The organism is Pseudomonas sp. P1_F1_2 (genome assembly GCF_056405815.1).
Genome location: NZ_JBFUBK010000064.1, coordinates 1 through 23,659, shown reverse-complemented (window position 1 = coordinate 23,659; position 23,659 = coordinate 1). Strand labels below are relative to the sequence as shown.

Here is a 23,659-nt window from a genome sequence, read left to right as displayed (position 1 = left end):
GACGGATCGCTTCAAAAAAATGTCATACGAGCTGTCTAAAATCCGTTATAAAGCTGCAATCTATTTATAGGCAGAGGGCTGTCGGGTTTGAGGAGTGAAGCTTTCAGTTGAAAAGCTGAAAAGTCTTTCTATACACTTACCCACTGGCCAGCTGCCTGAATTTGTCCATTAGGAGTGAAAACAAGGTATGAGCACCATCGAAGAGCGCGTCAAGAAAATCGTTGCTGAGCAACTGGGCGTTAAAGAAGAAGAAGTGGTTAACACTGCTTCCTTCGTTGAAGACCTGGGTGCCGACTCCCTTGACACCGTTGAGCTGGTGATGGCTCTGGAAGAGGAATTCGAGACCGAAATCCCTGACGAAGAAGCTGAGAAGATCACTACTGTACAAGCCGCAATCGATTACGTTACTAACCACCAGGCTTAATAGCTTGTAATCGTTGCTTGCTGTCATGGAAAAACCGCACTGCCATCACGGCGTGCGGTTTTTTCTTTAGGCCTGATGCAAAGTCGTCATTTGAAAAAAGGAGAGTGCTGTGTCGCGTAGACGCGTCGTAGTCACCGGTATGGGTATGTTGTCGCCACTGGGCACGGATGTGCCGAGCAGTTGGCAGGGCATTCTGGCTGGCCGCAGTGGCATTGGTCTGATCGAACACACCGACCTTTCTGCCTATTCCACCCGTTTTGGCGGCTCGGTAAAGGGCTTCAATGTCGAGGAATACCTGTCGGTCAAGGAAGCTCGCAAGCTCGACCTGTTTATTCAATACGGTCTGGCCGCAGGTTTTCAGGCTGTGCGTAACGCAGGTCTTGAAGTCACCGATGCCAATCGCGAGCGCATCGGCGTGGCCATGGGTTCGGGTATTGGCGGTCTGACCAACATCGAAGAAACCAGCCGCACTCTGCATGACTCTGGCCCACGAAGGATTTCTCCGTTTTTCGTGCCTGGCTCGATCATCAATATGATTTCCGGTTTCCTGTCCATCCACCTGGGTGTACAGGGGCCTAACTACGCCATCGCCACAGCGTGTACCACCGGTACGCACTGCATCGGCATGGCTGCTCGCAACATCATGTATGACGAAGCTGACGTGATGATTGCCGGCGGCGCCGAAATGGCGGCATGCGGTTTGGGCATGGGCGGCTTTGGTGCCTCCCGTGCGCTGTCGACCCGCAACGACGAACCGACCCGTGCCAGCCGTCCTTGGGACAAAGGCCGTGATGGCTTCGTGTTGTCCGACGGTGCCGGTGCTCTGGTGCTCGAAGAGCTGGAACACGCCAAGGCGCGTGGCGCGACCATCTATGCCGAGTTGATCGGCTTTGGCACCAGTGGCGATGCTTACCACATGACCTCGCCACCGGCGGACGGTGCGGGTGCCGCACGTTGCATCACCAATGCCCTGCGCGATGCCAAGGTCAACGCCGATCAGGTTCAGTACATCAATGCCCACGGTACCTCGACGTCGGCCGGTGACCTGGCTGAAGCCTGTGCAATCAAGTCGGTGTTTGGCGATCACGCCTACAAGCTGGCAGTCAGTTCGACCAAATCCATGACCGGTCACCTGTTGGGTGCGGCGGGTGCAGTCGAAGCGATCTTCAGCGTGCTGGCGATCAACAGCCAGGTAGCGCCGCCCACCATCAACCTCGATGAGCCGGACGAAGGCTGTGACCTCGATTTCGTGCCGCACACTGCGCGCAACATGGACATCGATGTGGTGCTGTCGAACTCCTTCGGGTTTGGCGGGACCAATGGCTCTTTGGTGTTCCGTCGGTTTGCTGACTGATGGAGGGCTGGGTCGACGGTCAGCCGGCTGACGCTCTGTCGCTGAAGGATCGCGGCCTGGCTTACGGCGATGGTCTGTTTGAGACCATTGCCGTGCGTGGTGGGCAACCGCTGTTGCTGGACCGGCATCTGGCGCGTTTGGCGCAAGGTTGCACGCGGCTGGCTATCACCGCCAATCACGAACTGATCCGCAACGAGCTGTTGGCCTACGCCGCCATATTGGGTGAGGGCGTGCTCAAGCTCATCCTCACGCGCGGCGACAGCCTGCGTGGTTACGCCCCCGATCCTTCGGCCCAGGCCCGACGTATTCTGCAAGGCAATCCTCCTGCTGCTTATCCGGCTGTTCATGCAGAGCAGGGCGTTCGCCTGTTCCCCTGCACCACACGACTGTCCAGGCAACCGCTGCTCGCCGGGCTCAAACACCTGAACCGTCTTGAGCAAGTGATTGCCCGTGCCGAATGGCAAGACACCGAACATGCCGAAGGCTTGATGCTCGATCAGGCCGGGCGTGTCATTGAAGGAGTGTTCAGCAATCTGTTCCTGGTGCGGGATGGCGTGTTGATCACGGCCGATTTGAAACGCTGTGGCGTGGCTGGCGTGATGCGTGCGGAATTATTGTCTCAAGCCGAGTCGTCGGGAATTCCTACACAAATTACTGACATCACGCTGGAACAGCTGCAATGGGCCGATGAAGTCTTTGTCTGCAACAGCGTGTATGGCGTTTGGCCGGTGCGCGCCTATGCTGCGCTGAGCTGGCCGGTTGGGCCGCTCACCCGTAAACTCCAAACCATTGCCCGCGCGCTACTGGATGCTTGATACGTGAGACGTAAATTCTTGCTGCTGCTGGAAACCGGATTGGTACTGGCGGGGCTGTGTCTGGGCGCTTCTGCCTGGAAAATTCATTCGGCGCTGGAACAACCGCTAAACATCACCCAGGAAAAATTGCTGGAAGTGCCCAAAGGCACGACACCCACCCGCACCTTCTATCGACTCGAAGCCGACGGCGTCATCAAGGACGCGTTCTGGCTGCGTGTTTACTGGCGCTTCAATCTCCCCAAACAGCCATTGCACAGCGGCGAATACCGCATGACGCCGGGCATGACGGTCGAGGGGTTGATCGACCTGTGGAAGCGTGGGGAAATGGTTCAGTACAGCCTGACCCTGGTCGAAGGCTGGAATTTTCGTCAGGTGCGCGCAGCCCTGGCCAAAGACGAAAAACTGGAACAGACCCTGGACGGGTTGAGCGACACCCAGGTGATGGAGAAACTCGGTCACCGCGGGATTTTCCCGGAAGGTCGATTCTTTCCGGATACCTATCGGTTTGTGCGTGGCATGACCGACGTCGATCTGCTGAAAAAAGCCTATGACCGCCTCGACGAAGTTCTTGCCAAAGAGTGGGATCAACGCGCTGCCGACGTGCCATACACCGAACCCTATCAAGCGCTGATCATGGCTTCGCTGGTGGAAAAGGAAACCGGCGTGCCGCAGGAGCGCGGGCAGATTGCCGGTGTTTTCGTTCGCCGCATGGCGATCGGCATGTTGCTGCAGACCGACCCGACGGTGATCTACGGCCTGGGTGATCGCTACAGCGGCAAATTGACCCGCGCCCATCTCAGGGAAGCGACCCCGTACAACACTTATGTGATCTCCGGGTTGCCGCCGACGCCGATTGCCATGGTTGGCCGCGAAGCGATCCATGCCGCGTTGAACCCGGTGGCAGGCAACAGCCTGTACTTCGTCGCGCGCGGCGATGGCAGCCATGTGTTCTCCGATGACCTGGACGCCCATAACAACGCGGTGCGCGAGTTCCAGCTCAAGCGTCGTGCCGATTACCGCTCCAGCCCGGCGCCGATCCCTGCGCCTGAGGCGACGAGTGCCGAAACGTCGGATACCGAGGCGCCGATTCCGGCGGCTTCGCCTGATCCCGATCCCGAGGCAATGCCCCCGGTAGCACCGCAAGAAACTGCACCTGCACCGACGCCTGCACCTGAATTCGAGCCGGCTCCCGCACCGGAGCCCGCGCCGGATGCAGTCGCGCCGCAAAGCCCGCAATAATTCTGACTAAGGACTGCCTGTGACTGGCTTGTTTATTACCCTGGAAGGCCCGGAAGGCGCCGGCAAAAGCACCAATCGCGAATACCTGGCCGAGCGTCTTCGCGCTGCCGGTATCGAGGTGGTGCTGACCCGCGAACCGGGCGGCACGCCGTTGGCCGAGCGAATTCGCGAAGTGCTGCTGGCGCCGGTTGATGAAGTCATGAACCCCGACACCGAATTGCTGCTGGTGTTCGCCGCGCGCGCCCAACACTTGGCCGAGGTGATTCGCCCGGCGCTGGCGCGTGGTGCGGTGGTGTTATGCGATCGCTTTACGGATTCAACCTACGCCTACCAAGGTGGCGGTCGCGGTTTGTCGATGGAACGCATCGCAACCCTGGAAACGTTCGTCCAGGGCGATCTGCGCCCGGACCTGACGCTGATCTTCGACTTGCCGGTAGAAGTCGGTCTGGCCCGCGCCAGCGCTCGCGGTCGACTGGATCGATTCGAACTCGAAGGCCGAACCTTTTTTGATGCGGTGCGCAGTGCGTTCCTCAAGCGCGCGAAAGCGGATCCTGCGCGGTATGTCCTGGTTGATGCCGCCCAGCCACTGGCACAGGTTCAACAGTCCCTGGACGCCTTGTTGCCGCGCCTGCTGGAGTTGACCCGTGGCTGAGGCCTATCCGTGGCAGGACGGTCTCTGGCAGCAGTTGGCCGGTCGTAAGCAACACGCTCACGCCTATCTGCTGCATGGCCCGGCCGGGATCGGCAAGCGCGCGCTGGCCGAACGCTTGATGGCCAGCCTGCTGTGTCAGCGGCCCACCGCGCAGGACGCTTGCGGCGAATGCAAGTCCTGCCTGCTGCTGAAGGCTGGCAGCCATCCCGACAATTACATCCTGGAACCGGAAGAGGCCGACAAGGCGATCAAGGTCGATCAGGTGCGCGAACTGGTCAGCTTTGTGGTGCAGACCTCGCAGATGGGCGGGCGAAAAGTCGTGTTGATCGAGCCGGTCGAGTCGATGAACGTCAACGCCGCCAACGCCTTGCTCAAAAGCCTTGAAGAGCCGTCGGGCGATACCGTTTTGCTGTTGGTCAGTCACCAGACCAGTCGGCTGCTGCCGACCATCAAGAGCCGCTGCGTGCAGCAAGCCTGCCCCTTGCCGAGCGAAGCGATCAGCTTGACCTGGCTGGCGCAAGCCTTGCCGGATTGCTCGCAAGAGGAGCGTATCGAACTGCTGACCCTGGCTGCGGGTTCGCCACTGGCGGCGGTTACCTTGCAAGCGCAAGGCGTGCGCGAGCAGCGGGCGCTGGTGGTCGATGGGGTGAAGAAGTTGCTTAAGCAGCAACAGTCGCCGACGCAATTGGCCGAAGGCTGGAATGCGATCCCGTTATTGCTGTTGTTCGACTGGTTTTGTGACTGGTCGAGCCTGATTCTGCGTTATCAATTAACCCAGGATGAAGAAGGCCTGGGTCTGGCGGACATGCGCAAGGTGGTTCAGTACCTGGCGCAGAAAACCAGTCAGGACAAAGTCCTCGGTATTCAGGACTGGATCCTCGCCCAGCGCCAGAAGGTGATGAGCAAGGCCAACCTGAACCGGGTGTTGTTGCTGGAAGCGCTCCTGGTGCAATGGGCATCCCTGCCTACCCAGAAGTGATCGTCCGGGCCTAGACTCTGTTCATCAGCAGTGGAGGCCAGCATGAATGAACTCGTCAACCCTGGGCCGCGTAACGGCATTTTGTCCCTGACCATCAAGGACAAGTCGGTGCTTTACGCGGCCTATATGCCATTCATCAAGAACGGTGGCCTGTTTATCCCGACCAACAAAAGCTACAGGTTGGGCGATGAGGTCTTCATGCTGCTGAACCTGATGGACGAAGCCGAGAAGATTCCCGTCGCTGGCAAAGTGACCTGGGTCACCCCCAAAGGCGCTCAGGGCAACCGGGCCGCCGGGGTCGGCGTGCAGTTCAACGACGGCGACAACACTGCGCGCAGTCGAATCGAAACCCATCTGGCCGGAGCCCTCAAGTCCGACCGTCCCACTCATACGATGTAAGTTGCAGCCCTTTTATGCTCGTAGATTCCCATTGTCACCTTGATCGTCTCGACCTCGCCGCCCACAACGGCTCTCTGGATGCTGCGCTCGATGCAGCCCGTCAGCGCGGGGTAGGGCATTTTCTGTGCATCGGCGTCAGCGTCGACAACGCCGCCGAGGTCAAAGCCCTGGCCGAACGTTATGACGACGTCGATTGCTCGGTCGGCGTGCATCCGCTGGATGTGCAACCGGGCGCAGCGCCGGCGCTGGATTGGTTGTTGCGCGAACTCAATCACCCACGCGTCGTCGCGATCGGTGAAACCGGTCTGGATTATCACTACGAACCGGAAGCGGCCGAGTTACAGCAGGAGTCGTTTCGCCTGCACCTGCAAGCGGCCCAACAGACTGGCAAGCCGGTCATCATCCACACCCGGGGCGCTCGCGCCGATACCTTGAACCTGTTACGTGAAGCGGCGTTGCCTCAGGCTGGCGTGTTGCATTGCTTTACCGAGGATTGGGACATGGCCAAGGCGGCTCTGGATATGGGCTATTACATTTCCCTGTCCGGTATTGTCACTTTCCGCAATGCCGATGCGCTGCGCGATGTGGCCAGCAAGGTGCCTGCCGACCGGTTGCTGGTGGAAACCGATTCGCCGTACCTCGCGCCGATCCCGTATCGCGGCAAGCCGAACCTGCCGCAGTACGTGCGTGAAGTCGCGGAGTTTCTGGCAATGTTGCGAGGCGAGCCTTACGAGCGATTTGCCGAGCAGACCACGGCGAACTTCAAGCGGCTGTTCCCGCTGGCGCATGTGAAAGGTTAAATCGCAGGCAAAAAAAACCCGGGTTCTGGGGGGTGAATCCGGGTTAAGACCATTAGGAGTAAAACAATGGCACGCGGTCCGTTGGTACCAATATCGGCGCAACACTTGGGGGAGATGTCCCGCCGACATTTCAAGTATTGATCACTATTGCGCCTCGTCCAGTTTCCCGGCCAAGGTTTTTAAACAATTTTGGAATACGCCCGCTTCGGAAGCGTTCTCATCCACTGGCGACTCTGCGGGAAATCATCAAGAAACACAGATATGGTCGGATGATCCGTGCATTTTTGCGTAAGTTAGGCATAATACGCGGCTTCGAATTTTGACCCCAACAGACCTTTTCTTATGCATAAAGAACCTCGTAAGGTCCGTGAGTTTCGTCGCCGCGAGCAAGAAATTCTCGATACCGCGCTCAAGCTGTTCCTCGATCAAGGTGAAGACAGTGTCACCGTCGAGATGATTGCTGATGCCGTCGGTATCGGCAAAGGCACGATCTACAAGCACTTCAAGTCCAAGGCCGAGATTTATCTGCGCCTGATGCTCGATTACGAGCGTGATTTGAACGAGCTGTTGCATTCGGCCGATGTCGACAAGGACAAAGAAGCGCTGTCCCGGGCTTACTTCGAATTCCGCATGCGCGACCCGCAACGCTATCGGTTGTTCGACCGGCTGGAAGAGAAGGTGGTCAAGGGCAATCAAGTGCCGGAGATGGTCGAGGAACTGCACAAGATCCGCGCCTCTAACTTCGAGCGCCTGACCCTGCTGATCAAAGGCCGGATCAGCGAAGGCAAGCTCGAAGACGTGCCGCCTTACTTTCACTACTGCGCTTCCTGGGCGTTGGTGCATGGCGCCGTGGCGCTGTATCACTCGCCGTTCTGGAGCAATGTGCTGGAAGATCAGGAAGGTTTCTTCCAGTTCCTGATGGACATCGGCGTGCGTATGGGCAACAAGCGCAAGCGCGATACCGACACCCCGAGCAGTTGAACCATTCAGCCGCCTGATTGCGCCATGATTTAGCTATATGGCGCAGTACCGCAGGAATATACTCAGGCATGGGACTTGCTAAAACTTGATTTGTGAGTCAAGTTTTAAGCGTTCTATTACTTTCGCCGGAGTGATCCATGATCGTTGACCGTCAAGGCAGGCGTTTTCGCAATTTGCGGATCAGTCTGACCTCCGCCTGCAACTACGCTTGTACCTACTGCGTGCCTAACGGCAAGCGGCTGGTGGCTGCGCAGGATGAGTTGTCGGCCGAGGCCATGGCACGCGGCGTAGCTTATCTGATCGAAGCAGCGGGCATCGAACGCTTGCGCATCACCGGCGGCGAGCCGCTGGTCAGCCCCAAACTCGAAGCCTTCATGACGGCCGTCGGCAAGATGGGCCTGGAAGACATCAGCCTGACCACCAATGGTCAGCTCCTGGCGAAAAAGCTGCCGTTGCTGGTGGACGCCGGCATTCGTCGTATCAACGTTTCCCTCGACACCCTGGACGCCGGCGCCTTTCGCAGCATCGCCCGTGGCGGCGATCTGGCGACCGTGCTCGATGGCATGGATCAAGCCAAGGCCGCTGGCCTGAAGATCAAGGTCAATATGGTGCCGCTGCGTGGCCAGAATCTTGATCAGGTGATGCCGCTGCTCGATTACTGCCTGGAGCGCGGCTATGAATTGCGTTTCATCGAGCTGATGCGCATGGGCCATCTGGCGACCGACTCCAATGCGTTCCTGCAGCAGTTCGTCAGCCTTCAGCAGTTGCTGAGCCTGATCGGCGAGCGTTATGAGTATCTGCAAGCCGATGCGCCGGTCGATGCCACGGCGGTGCGTTACGAGATTTCCGGCCTGGGCCATTTCGGCGTCATCGCCAACGAGAGTGTGCCGTTCTGCCGCACCTGCTCACGCTTGCGTCTTTCGTCCACGGGTTGGCTGCATGGCTGCCTGTCGTCGAGCAATCGCCATTATGTCGGTGACTTGCTGGACAAGCCGCGTCATCAAGCGCTGCCCGCCTTGCAGCGCCTGCTGGTGAAAGCCTTGGGCGACAAGCAGGAGGTGGCGTTCTCCGGTGGTGCAACCATCATGAAGATCATCGGCGGCTGAGCAGGCTCCCCTGTAGCAGCTGCCGAAGGCTGCGTCCGGCTGCGAAGCAGCCGTAAATCCTGTAATCAAAATATATCTGGAGCACCGTATCGCCTGATCTTGCGACCGCTGCGCAGTCGAACGCAGGCTTCGCCAGCTGCTACAGGGGCGTGCTTCTCCCGAGCTGGCGCGGAAGCTGCATCCCATGGCCATTCGCCGGTTTTCCGTCACCGGCCTCTGGAGGGTAGGATGCGTAGCCTGGTTTTGCTGCTGGCCGTTTTGGCGCTTGGTGGCTGCATGAAAGTCAGCGACATGGCTGAAGAGACTCACTACCAGATGAGTGACGTGGGACTGCTGGATCACAGCGACAGCCGTCGGGTGAACAATCTGCGCATTCAGCCGGACTCGTTCATTTACATCGCCCAAGGTCCTTTCGCGCCACCAGGTATCGTTTATCCGCGACCAAACGCAGTGGCTGAAGAAGCTTTCAACGGCTTTATCGAATACTTCCCGATGGTGCGCCGCGCCCAAACTCCCGAAGGCCTCGACCAGGCTATGGCGGACGCCCGTGCCGCCGGTGCGCATTACTTGCTTTACACCCGGTTCGCCAAGGCGGACGACCGTATTGGCAACACCGATGAGTGGATCGATCAGGAGTATGTGGACCGTCTCGGCATCGACAGCGGCGTGATTCAGATCATGTTGATCGAGACCAGCACCCAGTATTTGATTGATACTGCACGCATCAAGAGTCGTGGCGGTTTACTGACGTTCCACGACAACAAGCCAGAAGACCTGATTGGCCCGCCGCTAGAGCAATATGCGCGCAGCCTGATCGGGATCAGTAACCAGTAATCCAGGGAGAACGCCATGAGTGGCCCGCAAAAAGCCAACGACTTGTTGGGGCAAATCCCCAAAACCAAAGGCTTGCCGCCGGTCCATCTGTGGAACCCCGATTTCTGTGGCGACATCGACATGCGCATCGCCCGCGATGGCACCTGGTATTACCTGGGCACGCCAATCGGGCGCAAGCCGATGGTCAAACTGTTCTCCACCATCATTCGCCGCGATGGCGACGACTATTTCCTGATCACACCGGTCGAGAAGGTCGGGATCAAGGTCGATGATGCACCGTTTGTGGCAGTTGCCGTTGATGTGGAAGGCGAAGGCGAGGCTCAGATCCTGAACTTCACCACCAACGTCGACGAAACTGCGCAGGCGGGTGCCGAACATCCGATCCGCGTGGTGATCGACCCGGTCACGCAAGAGCCTGCGCCTTACGTTCATGTGCGTACTAACCTCGAAGCCTTGATTCACCGCAATGTGTTCTACCAATTGGTGGAGCTGGCAGTGAGCCGTGAGATCGACGGGCAGCGCTGGTTGGGTGTGTGGAGTGGCGGGGAGTTCTTTCCCATCGGCCTGGAGCCTTGACGCTCCCAGTGTTCATCCAAAAATCAAATTGACACCTAATCGTATGATGATTAGCGTGGGGCTCCATCGCGCCCGGTTCTGAGGTATCCATGTCCAGCAGTTTTCATGCGTCGACCGTCGATTGGCTCGGTTGCTGGATTGCCGCAGGCCAGGTGAAGCCCGGCGAAACCCTCAAGGTAGAAGCCGATCTGGGCGAGCAATTAGGTGTCAGCCGCACGGTCATCCGCGAAGCCATCAAAACCCTGGTCGCCAAAGGCCTGCTCGAAGTCGGGCCGAAGGTCGGCACGCGAGTGTTGCCGGTGCGTCGCTGGAATCTCTTCGATCCGCAAGTCGTCGGCTGGCTGTCACGCAGCGGTTTGCCGGAAAACTTCGTCGACGACTTGCTCGACCTGCGCCGCACCATCGAACCCATGGCCGTACGCTGGGCCTGCGAGCGGGCCACTGTCGAACAGGTGCAAGCCGTGCTGTTGGCCTATAACGCGCTGGCGCGGGCGGTGGACAGCGGCGTCGATTACAACCGCGCCGACCGGATATTCCACGAGTGCATCCTCGCCGCCAGCCACAATCAATTCATCGAGCAAATGGTCCCGGCCCTCGGCGCGCTGCTGGCGGTATCCTTCGAGGTTTCCGCCGCTGATCCGGATGAGCTGCGTCGTACGTTGCCGATTCACAAAGACATGGCCGATGCCATCGCCGCCCGCGATGCTGCGCGCGGGGTGTGGGCCTGCATGACCCTGATCGACAACGCGGAGCTGGCGATCAAGCGTTACTACCCGCAAGTCATGGCCGACAAAAAGGTCAGCTGATCACATAAAAGCAATAAGAATGGAGGTTTCATGGCGTTGAATGCGGTTACCCAGCACCGTGCACGGCTTGGCGAAGGCCCGTTCTGGGACGTGCGCACGCAAGCCTTGTACTGGGTCGACATCGCCGGCAAACAGGCGTTGCGGCTGATCGGTGCCAACGTACAGATCTGGGAAATGCCGGAACACATCTCCGCGTTCATCCCCTGCGAAAGCGGTGATGCGTTAGTCGCGTTGAGCAGTGGCGTCTATCGGCTGGACCTCGACTCCCCAGGCCTTGAGCCGCGCCTGACCTTGTTCTGCGTCGCCGACCCGCAACCCGGCAATCGCCCCAACGAAGCCCGTTGCGATGCGCAGGGTCGGCTCTGGCTCGGCACCATGCAAAACAACATCGGTGAAAACGGCGAAGACTTGCCCGTCACGCGTCGCTCCGGCGGTCTGTTTCGCATCGACCGCGATGCCCGGGTCACGCCGCTGCTGCGGGGGTTGGGGATTCCCAACACGCTGTTGTGGAGCGAAGACGCCACGACGCTGTACTTCGCCGACAGCCTCGACGCCACGCTGTACCGGTATTTCATCCATGCCGACGGCAACCTGGACACCGCTTATGTCTGGTTCGGTCCCGACAAACGGGGCGTTCCCGACGGCTCGGCTATGGATGCCGAAGGCTATGTGTGGAACGCCCGCTGGGACGGCAATTGCCTGATCCGACTGACGCCGGACGGCCATATTGATCGAGTCATCGAACTGCCGGTCAGCCGGCCCACCAGTTGTGTGTTTGGCGGCGAAGACTTGAAAACCCTGTACATCACCAGCGCTGCGAGCCCGCTCAACCACCCGCTGGACGGCGCGATGCTGTCCATTCGAGTGGACGTGGCTGGAAAGCCTTGTACGCGCTTCGCTGGATAAATCCCAAAATATGGGATGCAAAATTATATATTGAGATTTTTTATCGGGCAGGTTTATAGTCGGCCATCAGTTACACGCACTCACACTTAAAAAAACAAAACAGGTGAAGTGATGCAGCGATTTTCCATACAGCCTTTTGACCGGACATCGACAGATGCCCGGTTTTTTTCGTGCCCGAAAAAGGAGTCTTGATTCATGGCTGAACCCCTTTCCTTGCCGCCGGTGCCTGAGCCGCCCAAAGGCGAGCGTCTTAAAAACAAAGTGGTCCTGCTGACCGGTGCCGCCCAGGGTATTGGCGAGGCCATCGTCGCGACGTTCGCATCGCAGCAGGCCAAGCTGATCATCAGCGACATCCAGGCCGAAAAAGTCGAGAAAGTCGCGGCGCATTGGCGTGAGCAGGGCGCCGATGTGGTGGCGATCAAGGCCGACGTGTCGAGCCAGCAAGACCTGCACGCCATGGTCAGGCTGGCGATCGACCTTCACGGGCGAATCGACGTGTTGGTCAACTGCGCCGGGGTCAACGTGTTCCGCGATCCACTGCAAATGACTGAAGAAGATTGGCGCCGCTGCTTCGCCATCGACCTCGACGGCGCCTGGTACGGTTGCAAGGCTGTGCTGCCGCAAATGATCGAGCAAGGCATCGGCAGCATCATCAACATTGCCTCGACCCATTCCACCCACATCATTCCGGGCTGCTTCCCGTACCCGGTGGCCAAGCACGGCTTGCTCGGCCTGACACGCGCACTCGGCATCGAATACGCGCCCAAGGGCATTCGCGTCAACGCCATCGCGCCGGGCTATATCGAAACCCAACTGAACGTTGATTACTGGAACGGTTTTGCCGATCCGCACGCCGAGCGTCAGCGCGCCTTTGATTTGCATCCACCACGCCGCATCGGTCAGCCGATTGAAGTGGCCATGACCGCCGTTTTCCTGGCCAGTGATGAAGCGCCGTTCATCAATGCGTCGTGCATCACCATCGATGGTGGTCGCTCGGTGATGTACCACGACTGAACAAAACGGCTTTCAGGCGCGGAATTACGCCTGAAAGCCAATCATCATACGATATGACTATTAGCTTCACCGTTTGCACCGGCTTTCAAATAACGCTCAAAAAAAATAACAAGGAGTCTGCTTATGAATCGTCGTCGTGGGATCCGTTCCCTGTGCTGTGCCGCTTTGGCGGTTACTGCGGTCAGCCTGAGCAGTACGTTGCTGGCGGCCGAGGAAGTGAAAATCGGTTTTCTGGTCAAGCAAGCGGAAGAGCCCTGGTTCCAGACGGAATGGGCGTTCGCTGAAAAAGCCGGCAAAGAGAAGGGCTTTACCCTGATCAAAATCGCCGTGCCGGACGGCGAGAAAACCCTCTCCGCCATCGACAGCCTGGCCGCCAACGGTGCCAAGGGCTTCGTGATTTGCCCGCCCGACGTGTCCCTCGGCCCTGCGATCATGGCCAAGGCCAAGCTCAACGGCTTGAAAGTGATCGCCGTCGATGACCGCTTTGTCGATGCTGGCGGCAAGTTCATGGAGGACGTTCCGTACCTCGGCATGGCCGCCTTTGAAGTCGGTCAGAAACAAGGCCACGCCATGGCCACCGAAGCGAAAAAACGCGGCTGGGACTGGAAAGACACCTATGCGGTGATCAACACCTACAACGAACTCGACACCGGCAAGAAACGCACCGACGGTTCGGTCAAGGCGCTGGAAGACGCCGGCATGCCCAAGGACCACATCCTGTTCTCGGCGCTGAAAACCCTCGACGTACCGGGCAGCATGGACGCCACCAACTCGGCACTGGTGAAACTGCCGGGTGCGGCGAAAAACCTGATCATCGGCGGCATGAACGACAACACCGTGCTCGGCGGCGTGCGCGCCACCGAAAGCGCCGGTTTTGCCGCGGCCAACGTCATCGGAATCGGCATCAACGGCACCGACGCCATCGGTGAACTGAAGAAACCTGACAGCGGTTTCTTCGGCTCGATGCTGCCCAGCCCCCACATCGAGGGCTACAACACCGCCAGCATGATGTACGAGTGGGTCACCACCGGCACCGAACCGGCAAAGTACACCGCCATGGACGACGTGACACTGATCACGCGCGACAACTTCAAGCAGGAACTGGAAAAGATCGGCCTCTGGAATTAACGGCTGGTTGAGTTCAACGGCGGCCCTGGCAACGGGGCTGCCTGACCTGTGTGAAGAGGTGGTTTTATGCACGCGCAACTACAGACACACGAACACAGCGTTGGCGGCAGCCTGCGTTTCAACGGGATCGGCAAGACCTTTCCCGGCGTGAAGGCGCTGGATGGCATCAGCTTCGTCGCGCATCCGGGGCAGGTTCACGCCTTGATGGGCGAAAACGGTGCCGGCAAATCCACGCTGCTGAAAATACTCGGCGGCGCCTACTCCCCAAGCAGTGGAGCCCTGCAGATCGGCGAGCAGACGATGGTCTTCAAGTCCACCGCCGACAGCATCGCCAGCCGCGTCGCGGTGATCCATCAGGAGCTGCACCTGGTGCCCGAAATGACCGTCGCGGAAAACCTGTTCCTGGGGCATCTGCCTGCCAGTTTCGGCTTGATCAATCGCGGCGCCTTGCGCCAACAAGCGCTGACCTGTCTTAAGGGGCTGGCCGATGAAATTGATCCGCAAGAGAAGGTCGGGCGCCTGTCCCTTGGTCAGCGCCAATTGGTGGAAATCGCCAAGGCACTGTCCCGTGGTGCTCATGTGATCGCGTTCGACGAACCCACCAGCAGCCTGTCGGCGCGAGAAATCGACCGATTGATGGCGATCATCGGGCGCCTGCGCGATGAAGGCAAAGTGGTGCTCTACGTCTCCCATCGCATGGAAGAAGTGTTCCGCATCTGCAACGCCGTGACGGTGTTCAAGGATGGCCGTTACGTACGCACGTTCGAAGACATGCGCGAGCTGACTCACGATCAATTGGTCACGTGCATGGTCGGTCGCGATATTCAGGACATCTACGATTACCGACCCCGGAAACGGGGTGCAGTGGCGCTTAAAGTCGAGGGACTGCTGGGGTCAGGCTTGCGTGAACCGGTCAGTTTCGAGGCGCACAAAGGCGAGATCCTGGGGTTGTTCGGCCTGGTCGGCGCGGGGCGCACAGAGTTGTTCCGCTTGCTCAGCGGACTGGAGCGCAACACCGCCGGGCGCCTGGAATTACGGGGCCATGAATTGAAACTGCGTTCACCCCGCGATGCCATCGCCGCCGGTGTGCTGCTGTGCCCTGAGGACCGTAAGAAGGAGGGGATCCTGCCGCTCGCCAGTGTCGCCGAGAACATCAACATCAGCGCTCGCGGTGCGCACTCCACCTTCGGCTGCCTGTTGCGCGGCTTGTGGGAAAAGGGCAATGCCGACAAACAGATCAAGGCGCTGAAGGTGAAGACGCCGAGCGCCCAGCAAAAAATCATGTACCTGTCCGGCGGCAATCAGCAGAAGGCCATTCTGGGTCGCTGGCTATCGATGCCGATGAAAGTCCTGCTGCTGGATGAACCGACTCGCGGCATCGACATAGGCGCCAAGGCCGAGATCTACCAGATCATCCATAACCTGGCCGAAAGCGGCATCGCGGTGATTGTGGTGTCCAGCGACCTGATGGAAGTGATGGGCATTTCCGACCGTATTCTGGTGCTCTGCGAAGGCGCGATGCGCGGCGAGGTGTCTCGCGCCGAGGCCAACGAATCCAATCTGCTGCAACTGGCTTTGCCGCGCCAACGCGCTGACGGCGTGGCGAACTGAGAGGTGACTATGATGACAACCCAAAACAACACTTTGCCGACCCAGCGCAAACCGCTCGACCTGCGGCGCTTTCTCGATGACTGGGTGATGCTGCTGGCGGCGGTCGGGATTTTCGTGCTGTGCACGTTGCTGATCGACAACTTCCTCTCGCCGCTGAACATGCGCGGCCTGGGCCTGGCGATTTCGACCACCGGGATTGCCGCGTGCACGATGTTGTATTGCCTGGCGTCCGGGCACTTCGACTTGTCGGTGGGCTCGGTGATTGCCTGCGCCGGCGTGGTGGCGGCAGTGGTGATGCGCGACACCAACAGCGTATTTCTCGGTGTGGTGGCGGCGCTGTTCATGGGGCTGATTGTCGGGCTGATCAACGGGATCGTGATCGCCAAGTTGCGGGTCAACGCGTTGATCACCACGCTGGCAACCATGCAAATCGTTCGCGGTCTGGCGTACATCTTCGCCAACGGTAAAGCGGTCGGCGTTTCGCAAGAGCAGTTCTTCGTCTTCGGTAACGGCCAGTTGTTTGGCGTGCCGGTGCCGATCTTGATCACCATTGTCTGCTTTTTGTTTTTCGGCTGGCTGTTGAACTACACCACCTATGGGCGCAACACCATGGCCATCGGCGGTAACCAGGAAGCGGCCTTGCTGGCAGGGGTCAACGTTGATCGGACCAAGATCATTATCTTTGCCGTGCATGGCGTGATCGGGGCGTTGGCCGGGGTGATTCTGGCTTCGCGCATGACCTCCGGCCAGCCGATGATTGGCCAGGGTTTTGAGCTGACGGTGATTTCGGCCTGTGTGTTGGGCGGCGTGTCGCTCAGTGGCGGGATCGGCATGATCCGGCACGTGATTGCCGGGGTGCTGATTCTGGCGATCATTGAGAATGCGATGAACCTGAAGAACATCGACACGTTTTACCAGTACGTGATTCGCGGTTCGATTTTGCTGCTGGCCGTTGTCATCGACCGCCTCAAGCAACGCTGAGATTCTTGCTGACTGATCGTTCCCACGCTCTGCGTGGGAACGCAGCCAGGGACGCTCCGCGTCCCAAGAGCGGACGCAGAGCGTCCGTTGAGGCATTCCCACGCGGAGCGTAGGAACGATCAGGTGCGGCGCCTCCCGTCACTTCCCTGAAATATCCCTTGCCCGCCGTCGCCCGTTTCGGTTATCACTTTGTACATGATTAGACAGGTACGATTTGACAAGAAACAACGGGTGGTCGACGAACTCATCCGGCGCATCGAAAGCGGCCTCATGGAGGACGGCTTTCTGCTGCCGGGCGAGCATCAGTTGGCTCAAGAATTCAAAGTCAGCCGAGGTACGCTGCGTGAAGCCCTGGCCGAGTTGAAACGGCGCAACTACATCGCGACGCAAAGCGGGGTCGGTTCCATCGTCACCTTCGACGGTGTGGTGCTCGATCAGCGCAGTGGCTGGGCGCAGGCACTGGCCGACAGCGGCGCGCTGATCAACACCGAAGTGCTGCGGCTGGAGGCGGTCACCCGTCCCGATCTGCTGCCACGCTTTGGCACCGACCAGTTCATCACCCTCGACCGTCGTCGCCGCTCCAACGACGGCACGCTGGTTTCCCTCGAACGCTCATTGATGCCCGCCACTGGAGGCCTGGAAAGCCTGCCGCGTGTTGGCCTGATCGACAACTCCCTGACCATCACCCTGGCCGCCTACGGCTACATCGGCGAGCGCGGCGATCAATGGATCGGCGCAGAACCCTTGAATGCCGAAGACGCCGAGCTGCTGGGCCGTCCGGTCGGCACGGTGTTCCTCAAAGCGTTGCGCACCACCTACGACCGGCAAAACCGCTTCATGGAACAGGTCGAAAGCCTGCTCGACCCCGTGCATTTTCGCCTGCACCTGCAATTTGGAACTTCTTCATGACCGCGCTCAATCGTGCCCTGGGCGCGTTCTACGGACTGGCCCTGGGCGACGCGCTGGGCATGCCGACCCAGTCGCTGAGCCGTGCAGAAATCAAGACTCGCTTCGGCGAAATCACCGATTTGCAGGATGCCGGCCCCGATCAACCCATCGCCGCCAACATGCCCAAAGGCTCGATCACCGACGACACAGAACAGGCGATGCTGGTCGGGCAGTTGCTGGTTGAAGGCAAGGGCAGGATTGATCCGTCGATGCTTGCGCAACGCCTGATCGAGTGGGAAGCCGAGATGCAGGCCAAGGGCTCGCAAGACTTGCTCGGGCCTTCGACCAAACGAGCGATCGAGATGATCCTGGCGGGTCATTCACCTGAAGAGGCGGGGCGCTATGGCACCACCAATGGCGCCGCGATGCGTATTACGCCCATCGGGATTGCGGCGGATGTCGCCGAGCCTGAGCGCTTTATCGACGCCGTGGTGCAGGCCTGTCAGGTCACCCACAACACCACGCTGGGCATCTCCAGCGCAGCGGCGGTGGCGGCGGTGGTTTCGGCCGGGATCAATGGCATGGACCTGGGCGAGGCATTGAACCTCGGTCAGCAAATCGCTCAAAAAGCCGAAGGTCATGGCCACTGGGTGGCGGGCGGGCGGATGGCTTCGCGCATCAGTTGGGCGCGCAGCATCAGTGTCGACAGTGACAAGGCGTTGCTGGCGGATCTGCTGTATGACGTGATCGGTACTTCGGTGGCCTCGCAGGAGTCGGTGGTGGTGTCGTTTGCCCTGGCTCAGCAAGTGGCCATCGGCGAGATGAGCGCCTTCGAAGCCGTGTGCATGGCCGCCGGTTTAGGCGGCGATACCGACACCATCGCGGCGATTCTCGGCGCCATGCTCGGGGCCTGCCTGGGCCTCGGGAGTTGGCCAGCGGCAATGATCGATACGGTCAAAGCGGTCAACGATCTGGAGCTGGAACCGTTGGTGCAGGGGCTGTTGGCCTTGCGCTGACCGCGCTGACGCCTTCGCGGGCAAGCCCGCTCCCACAAGTACGATGCATCCCCTGTGGGAGCGGGCTTGCCCGCGATGGGCGCGCCACCTATTTGAATTTTCCACCGCAACTTCCGTCATTGCCCACAACCACAAAAATGGCAACAGGAGCATTTTCATGAGTTCATCAACCGCCGGGCAAAGTGCCGGGCAACTGGAAACACGCGGCATCGAACCGGTGCCGGAAGCGGAGTGCAACGGTCATCCGCTGCAACTGTTCTGGGTCTGGTTTGCCGCCAACATTTCCATCCTCGGCCTGCCGCTGGGTGCCACGCTGGTGGCGTTTCGGGGGCTGGCGATCTGGCAGGCGATCATCGTCGCGATCCTTGGCGCCGCCGGTTCCTTCGCCGTCGTCGGGATCATCTCAATCGCCGGCCGTCGTGGTCGCGCACCGAGCCTGACCTTGTCGCGCGCGATCTTCGGTGTGCGCGGCAACATCGGTCCGACCCTGGTCTCGCTGATGTCGCGTCTGGGCTGGGAAACCGTCAACACCACCACCGCCGCGTTCGTGCTGTTGTCGCTCTGCTCGATCCTGTTCGGCTCGCTGGTAGAAGCCAAAAGCGCGCCAGTCCTGACGTTGGTGTTTATCGCGATTTTCGTGCTGCTGACGTTGTCGGTGTCCGGCCTCGGCCACGCGACGTTGCTGGTGATCCAGAAGTGGGCGACTTACGTGTTCGGCGCGTTGAACATTCTGGTCGGCGGTTTCCTCTGCGCCACCATCGACTGGAGTGCGGTGTTCAACGCCACGCCGGCGCCGTTGAGCGCGATGATCATCGGCGTCGGCACCATGGCCGCCGGCACCGGGATCGGTTGGGCCAACGCCGGTGCCGACATGTCGCGCTACCAGCATCGCAGCGTCAAAGCCGTGCGCCTCGTGGCCTCGGCAGCGTTCGGCGCGGGGATTCCGCTGGTGTTGCTGATCACCCTCGGCGGCCTGCTGTCGGTGGGTAACAACGACCTGGCCTCGGCCACCGACCCGATCGTCGCGATCCGCGACATGCTGCCGACCTGGATGGCGGTGCCGTACCTGATCACGGCGTTCGGCGGGTTACTGCTGTCGAACAACCTGTCGGTGTACTCCGCCGGGCTGACCACGTTGACCCTCGGTCTGAAGGTCAAGCGCGTGCACGCCGTGGTGGTCGATATCGTCGCGATCTTCGCCGGTTCGATCTACTTCATGCTGATTGCAGACAGCTTCTACGGCCCGTTCATTACCTTCATTTCCTTGCTGGCGGTACCGATCACCGCGTGGGTCGGGATCTTCGTCGTCGACCTGATTCACCGTCACTACTACAGCCCCAAAGATCTGCTCGACGTCAGCCCGAGCAGCGCTTACTGGTACAGCGGCGGTATCGAATGGCGCGCGTTCGGGGCGTGGGCGGTGGCGATCGTGCTGGGCTTCAGTTTCACCACCATCGGCACCACCGAACAAACTGTGTGGTTCCGCGGCTTCCTGTCCGATTCGTGGCTGGGTCATAACGGCCTGGGCTGGATCGTAACCTTCCTGGTGGCCGGCGGGATCTACTGGGTACTCGGCGGCGCAAAAGATCGCCGCGCCGCCATGACCGAGAATGCTCATGCCTAGATTGCTGCACACCGGCCAGGTCATCATCGACCTGGTCATGGCCGTGGATAAACTGCCGCAGGCGGGCGGCGATGTATTGGCCCAGTCCGCCAGTTTCGAAGCCGGCGGTGGCTTCAATGTGATGGCTGCCGCGCAGCGTAATGGCCTGGCCGTGGTTTACCTCGGACGTCACGGCACTGGTCGTTTCGGCGACCTGGCGCGTGAGGCGATGAGCGCTGAAGGCATCCGGATCGGCATCGCCCACCGCGCTGAACGGGACACGGGATTGTGCGTCGCGGTGACGGAAGCGTCGGCCGAGCGCAGTTTCATTTCCTACATCGGTGCCGAAGGCGAGTTGACTGCCGGCGACCTGGCAAGTGTGCCGGCGCAGGCGGGCGACTTTGTCTACGTCAGTGGCTACAGCCTGCTGCAGGTTGGCAAGGCTCAGGCGCTGGTGGATTGGGTGCTTGATCTGCCGAAAGGGATCGCGGTGATGTTCGACCCGGGCCCGCTGGTGGATTCGCCGGATGAGCCATTGATGCAAGCCTTGCTGGCGCGCATCGATATCTGGACCAGCAACAGTGTCGAAGCCCTGCGCTTTACCGGCGCACCGGACATCGCCTTGGCGCTGGATCGCTTGGTCGATCATCTGCCGGCCGAGGTGCTGATGGTGGTTCGCGATGGCCCGCAAGGGTGCTGGATCAGCCAGCGTGGCGATCGTCAGCATGTGCCGGGTTTCAAGGTGGCGGCAGTAGACAGCAACGGCGCCGGTGATGCACATGCCGGGGTGTTTGTTGCCGGATTGGCGCAAGGCTTGTCGGCGCTGGAGGCGGCACGCCGGGCGAATGCGGCCGCGGCGTTGGCGGTGACACGGTGGGGGCCGGCGACTTCGCCGATGGCGGATGAAGTGGATGCGTTGATTCGCGAGACGTTTGGCGTCTGATTTATCGCCTTCGCGGGCAAGCCCGCTCCCACAATGAACGTCGTCGAACACAATTCTTGTGTTCACAACCGAACCTGTGGGAGCGGGCTTGCCCGCGAAGGGGCCAGTGGATTCAACCGCTATTCTGACCTTACCCAGCATTGCGCAACGCCTCGATCAGGGTATGTCTTTGCTTCCACGAGGCATGGGATTTCTCCTGGCTTCAGGGATGTTGATCGTTATGGGCTGAGGCCACCTTTTTTACCGGAGCTATCACTCGAACCGAGACCGCCTTCGCTGGGTGTCTTGGTGTCCGGCAAATTCAACCCGCCCTGGCGGCCGGCGTCATTGCCCTGAGTCCTCGGGTCCGTCCCGGTGGAGGGCGGCAGGCTGCTGTCGACACCTGTGCCATTGGTGTTCATGCCGGGGGCGCTCTGGATAGCGGGTGCCTTCGGGCCCTCGACCGGGTTGGTCGGGCCTGTGCCTTCAGCGAAGGTGGCGGCGAATGTGGCGCAGGACATCAGCGTGGCGAGAGCGAGGGCGGTCAACCTGGACAGGATCATGGCATCGTCTCCATTTAATAGAGTCCTTACCTGATGTTGGTCCGCCCCAATCTGGATTGGTGCCTCATGAACGACGAATGGTCTAGGCCTGCTGCACGACTTTAGGTGCTGCCACCCGACGCCAGATCAACCGGCCCACGGTGATCGACCAGTTGACGAAGGCCACTGCCAGCACGGTCATCAGCAGCGCCGGCATGCCTTGCTCGACGATGATTTTCCCTGCCAGCAACGGAAAGCCAAACACGCCGATGAAGTAGCAGAGGCTGAACAGCAACAAGGCTTGCGACGTGGTGCCATGCGGCGCTTCGTTGGCCGCCAGGCCATTGATCACCGAATAAGTCAGCCCGTATCCGACCCCAAGCATCACGGCCGCCAACACATAGCTGAACCCGCTGTCGACGACGAAACCAAACATCACTATCGACCCCATCATCAGGCCGGACAACAGGCAGGAGGCCCGCAACGGATCGCGCTTGACCACGATCCCGGCAATCAGCATCCGGCTGCTGATCGCCGCGCCCATGAAGCCGAAAAAGAACAGCGAGTAGTCCAGCGAACGCGATGCGGCGTAACTGGTCTGGAAGCTCGACAGCCCGCCGAACACGCACCCGCCGAGGCCGACCATGATGATCGGGAACACCGCTTTGGACGACAGCACCTGCGCCGTCGCCCGCCAGGAAATCCTGGCGGCCGAAGTAGACGGCGCGGGCGATTTTTTCAGCTGTGCATCCAGTCGCCAGAACAGCAAAACACCGATCAGGCTGGCCAGCGCAGCAAGGTAAAACGCTGCCGTCACCGGATAGCCGAGCGCGCTGGCCGCCCGGCCGAGCAACGGCCCGCTGCCGATCCCGGTCATCATGCTGCCCGACAGCAGCGCAAAGTATTTCGCGCGTTGGGCCGGCGTCACCAGACTGGCGACAATGATCGGCCCGAGGGTATAGAACACGCCCCAACCCAGTCCCAGCAGAAGTCCGAAAAACAACAGCAGATTGCCGAAGCCAGGCGTCAAGGCGAAACCAAGGCTGGCCGCTGCCAGCAACACGCCAAACACGGCAATCGAACGCGCAGCGCCGAGCGCATCGGACAAGTGCCCGGAGACAATCACCGCAGCGAAGGTACTGAGCATGGCGGCCGAAATCACACTGCCGGCATCGTGTTCATTGCCGCCGCGTGAGCCGATCAGCAACGACAGCAAAAAGGTCGAGCCATAGGACAGCGACAGCAAATAGCTGGCGAGGCAAAACAAGCCGAACAACCGGCCGGAGACTGGGGGTGTTGCGCTGGACATGAAACGGTTCCTTGACCCGATAGAAGTGAGCGTCCTCTATCTATCACGCATGGCGTCGATGTTAGGTCCCTGGTTACCGATTTCAGGGTTAGTGCTGGCCGGAGTATTGCCGTCAGCAGGCGCCGATCTCTTCCTTGAACTGCTCCATGAAACCCTTCAATCGTGCATGCCTGATCTGCGCCAGGCCTTGACCGGTCGGGGTCTGGAAACCGTCCGCCAGGTGCAGCAGCTTGGTCTGGAAATGGTCGAGGCAAAAACGCGTGTCGTCGTAGTCGCGGTGCTTCGCCTCCGGGTCGAGCGGGTCATATAACGCGCTGCCCATGCGCCCGGCCACGTAGAACGTGCGCGCTACACCGAGCATGCCGAGGGAGTCGAGGCGGTCGGCGTCCTGCATGATTTTCGCTTCGAGTGACGTGGGGGGAAGGTTGGCGCTGAAGCTGTGCGCTTCGATGGCGTGGGCAACTGCGCGGATTCGTTCGTTTGGCCAATGCAGGTCGGCCAACACGCCGCACGCCTTCTCGGCAGCCATTCGCGACGCTTGCGATCGCAATGGCGAGTTCTTCTCGATCGCCACGCAATCATGCAAAAGCACCGCTGCCAGCAACACCTCAAGATCACCCCCTTCTTGCGCGTGAAGTGTGCGCACGGTGTGCCAGACCCGCTGCAAGTGCGACAGATCGTGGGCGCCGTCCTCTGAGGGTTCAAGCGCATGGGGCAGCAATTGAGCGGCAAGGGTTTGCAGAGGGGAGAAAGCATGAATTGTCATAACAGTCC

25 protein-coding genes are annotated in these 23,659 nt (G+C 60.1%); 22 read left to right on the top strand and 3 right to left on the bottom strand.

The features are described 5' to 3' along the window. Window positions 1-187 precede the first annotated feature (187 nt). The 22 genes from acpP to AC1D2P_RS18995 all read left to right on the top strand — a co-directional run bounded on the left by acpP (window position 188) and on the right by AC1D2P_RS18995 (window position 21,055). Window positions 188-424, top strand: coding sequence for an acyl carrier protein (gene acpP / locus AC1D2P_RS19100; protein ID WP_003442511.1), 237 nt, complete (start codon window positions 188-190; stop codon window positions 422-424). 109 nt (window positions 425-533) lie between these two features. Further along, complete coding sequence (fabF, locus tag AC1D2P_RS19095) at window positions 534-1,778, top strand: beta-ketoacyl-ACP synthase II (protein ID WP_046031685.1); 1,245 nt, start codon at window positions 534-536, stop codon at window positions 1,776-1,778. Continuing rightward, window positions 1,778-2,593 (top strand): aminodeoxychorismate lyase, encoded by an 816-nt coding sequence (gene pabC, locus AC1D2P_RS19090; RefSeq protein ID WP_477757802.1) that lies wholly within the window; start codon window positions 1,778-1,780, stop codon window positions 2,591-2,593. Before fabF ends, pabC begins: the two co-directional genes overlap by 1 nt. A 3-nt stretch (window positions 2,594-2,596) precedes the next feature. After that, entirely contained in the window at window positions 2,597-3,832 is a 1,236-nt protein-coding gene (mltG, locus tag AC1D2P_RS19085; protein ID WP_477757801.1) for an endolytic transglycosylase MltG, read from the top strand. A 19-nt stretch (window positions 3,833-3,851) separates the two neighbouring features. Continuing rightward, on the top strand, window positions 3,852-4,484 hold the full coding sequence (gene tmk, locus AC1D2P_RS19080) for a dTMP kinase (RefSeq protein ID WP_046031688.1): 633 nt from the start codon (window positions 3,852-3,854) through the stop codon (window positions 4,482-4,484). Then, complete coding sequence (locus AC1D2P_RS19075) at window positions 4,477-5,463, top strand: DNA polymerase III subunit delta' (RefSeq protein WP_223522260.1); 987 nt, start codon at window positions 4,477-4,479, stop codon at window positions 5,461-5,463. The genes tmk and AC1D2P_RS19075 overlap by 8 nt, the downstream gene beginning before the upstream one ends. 42 nt (window positions 5,464-5,505) lie before the next feature. Continuing rightward, window positions 5,506-5,862, top strand: a complete 357-nt coding sequence (locus AC1D2P_RS19070) for a PilZ domain-containing protein (protein WP_046031690.1) — start codon at window positions 5,506-5,508, stop codon at window positions 5,860-5,862. 14 nt (window positions 5,863-5,876) lie between these two features. Next, window positions 5,877-6,662 carry a TatD family hydrolase gene (locus AC1D2P_RS19065; protein ID WP_477757800.1) on the top strand — a complete coding sequence of 262 codons (786 nt, stop codon included), beginning with the start codon at window positions 5,877-5,879 and terminating at the stop codon, window positions 6,660-6,662. Window positions 6,663-7,004: 342 nt separating this feature from the next. Beyond that, window positions 7,005-7,643, top strand: a complete 639-nt coding sequence (locus AC1D2P_RS19060) for a TetR/AcrR family transcriptional regulator (RefSeq protein ID WP_008152317.1) — start codon at window positions 7,005-7,007, stop codon at window positions 7,641-7,643. Window positions 7,644-7,780: 137 nt separating this feature from the next. Further along, window positions 7,781-8,749: a GTP 3',8-cyclase MoaA gene (locus AC1D2P_RS19055; RefSeq protein ID WP_077431537.1), complete on the top strand. Its 969-nt coding sequence runs from the start codon at window positions 7,781-7,783 to the stop codon at window positions 8,747-8,749. Window positions 8,750-8,977: 228 nt separating this feature from the next. Then, window positions 8,978-9,583, top strand: a complete 606-nt coding sequence (locus tag AC1D2P_RS19050) for a DUF4823 domain-containing protein (protein WP_077431539.1) — start codon at window positions 8,978-8,980, stop codon at window positions 9,581-9,583. Window positions 9,584-9,598: 15 nt separating this feature from the next. Then, on the top strand, window positions 9,599-10,159 hold the full coding sequence (locus AC1D2P_RS19045) for a DUF1285 domain-containing protein (RefSeq protein WP_046031694.1): 561 nt from the start codon (window positions 9,599-9,601) through the stop codon (window positions 10,157-10,159). A gap of 89 nt (window positions 10,160-10,248) precedes the next feature. Then, window positions 10,249-10,965, top strand: coding sequence for a FadR/GntR family transcriptional regulator (locus AC1D2P_RS19040; RefSeq protein ID WP_046031695.1), 717 nt, complete (start codon window positions 10,249-10,251; stop codon window positions 10,963-10,965). Between the two features lie 30 nt (window positions 10,966-10,995). Then, window positions 10,996-11,871 carry an SMP-30/gluconolactonase/LRE family protein gene (locus AC1D2P_RS19035; protein ID WP_046031696.1) on the top strand — a complete coding sequence of 292 codons (876 nt, stop codon included), beginning with the start codon at window positions 10,996-10,998 and terminating at the stop codon, window positions 11,869-11,871. 195 nt (window positions 11,872-12,066) lie between these two features. Further along, the gene (locus AC1D2P_RS19030) at window positions 12,067-12,885 is read left to right on the top strand and encodes an SDR family oxidoreductase (protein ID WP_258666815.1); all 819 of its coding nucleotides are present in this window, start codon (window positions 12,067-12,069) and stop codon (window positions 12,883-12,885) included. Between the two features lie 123 nt (window positions 12,886-13,008). Further along, a complete protein-coding gene (locus AC1D2P_RS19025; protein WP_046031698.1) occupies window positions 13,009-14,013 on the top strand; it encodes a substrate-binding domain-containing protein in 1,005 nt (334 codons plus the stop codon). A 66-nt stretch (window positions 14,014-14,079) separates the two neighbouring features. After that, window positions 14,080-15,624: an L-arabinose ABC transporter ATP-binding protein AraG gene (gene araG / locus AC1D2P_RS19020; RefSeq protein ID WP_477757799.1), complete on the top strand. Its 1,545-nt coding sequence runs from the start codon at window positions 14,080-14,082 to the stop codon at window positions 15,622-15,624. A gap of 12 nt (window positions 15,625-15,636) precedes the next feature. Beyond that, window positions 15,637-16,605 (top strand): L-arabinose ABC transporter permease AraH, encoded by a 969-nt coding sequence (gene araH, locus AC1D2P_RS19015; protein WP_046031830.1) that lies wholly within the window; start codon window positions 15,637-15,639, stop codon window positions 16,603-16,605. Window positions 16,606-16,800: 195 nt separating this feature from the next. After that, window positions 16,801-17,514, top strand: a complete 714-nt coding sequence (locus tag AC1D2P_RS19010) for a GntR family transcriptional regulator (RefSeq protein ID WP_046031700.1) — start codon at window positions 16,801-16,803, stop codon at window positions 17,512-17,514. After that, window positions 17,511-18,509, top strand: a complete 999-nt coding sequence (locus AC1D2P_RS19005; RefSeq protein WP_477757798.1) for an ADP-ribosylglycohydrolase family protein — start codon at window positions 17,511-17,513, stop codon at window positions 18,507-18,509. Before AC1D2P_RS19010 ends, AC1D2P_RS19005 begins: the two co-directional genes overlap by 4 nt. 157 nt (window positions 18,510-18,666) lie before the next feature. After that, entirely contained in the window at window positions 18,667-20,133 is a 1,467-nt protein-coding gene (locus AC1D2P_RS19000; protein WP_477757797.1) for a purine-cytosine permease family protein, read from the top strand. After that, window positions 20,126-21,055, top strand: coding sequence for a PfkB family carbohydrate kinase (locus AC1D2P_RS18995; RefSeq protein WP_477757796.1), 930 nt, complete (start codon window positions 20,126-20,128; stop codon window positions 21,053-21,055). The genes AC1D2P_RS19000 and AC1D2P_RS18995 overlap by 8 nt, the downstream gene beginning before the upstream one ends. 218 nt (window positions 21,056-21,273) lie before the next feature. Here the strand turns inward: AC1D2P_RS18995 and AC1D2P_RS18990 are convergent, their stop codons facing one another. From AC1D2P_RS18990 to AC1D2P_RS18980, 3 genes are all read right to left on the bottom strand, one after another. After that, the gene (locus AC1D2P_RS18990) at window positions 21,274-21,597 is read right to left on the bottom strand and encodes a hypothetical protein (RefSeq protein ID WP_077431553.1); all 324 of its coding nucleotides are present in this window, start codon (window positions 21,595-21,597) and stop codon (window positions 21,274-21,276) included. A gap of 82 nt (window positions 21,598-21,679) precedes the next feature. Continuing rightward, a complete protein-coding gene (locus AC1D2P_RS18985) occupies window positions 21,680-22,885 on the bottom strand; it encodes an MFS transporter (RefSeq protein WP_223522266.1) in 1,206 nt (401 codons plus the stop codon). 112 nt (window positions 22,886-22,997) lie between these two features. Beyond that, entirely contained in the window at window positions 22,998-23,651 is a 654-nt protein-coding gene (locus AC1D2P_RS18980) for an HD domain-containing protein (protein ID WP_477757795.1), read from the bottom strand. Window positions 23,652-23,659 lie beyond the last annotated feature (8 nt).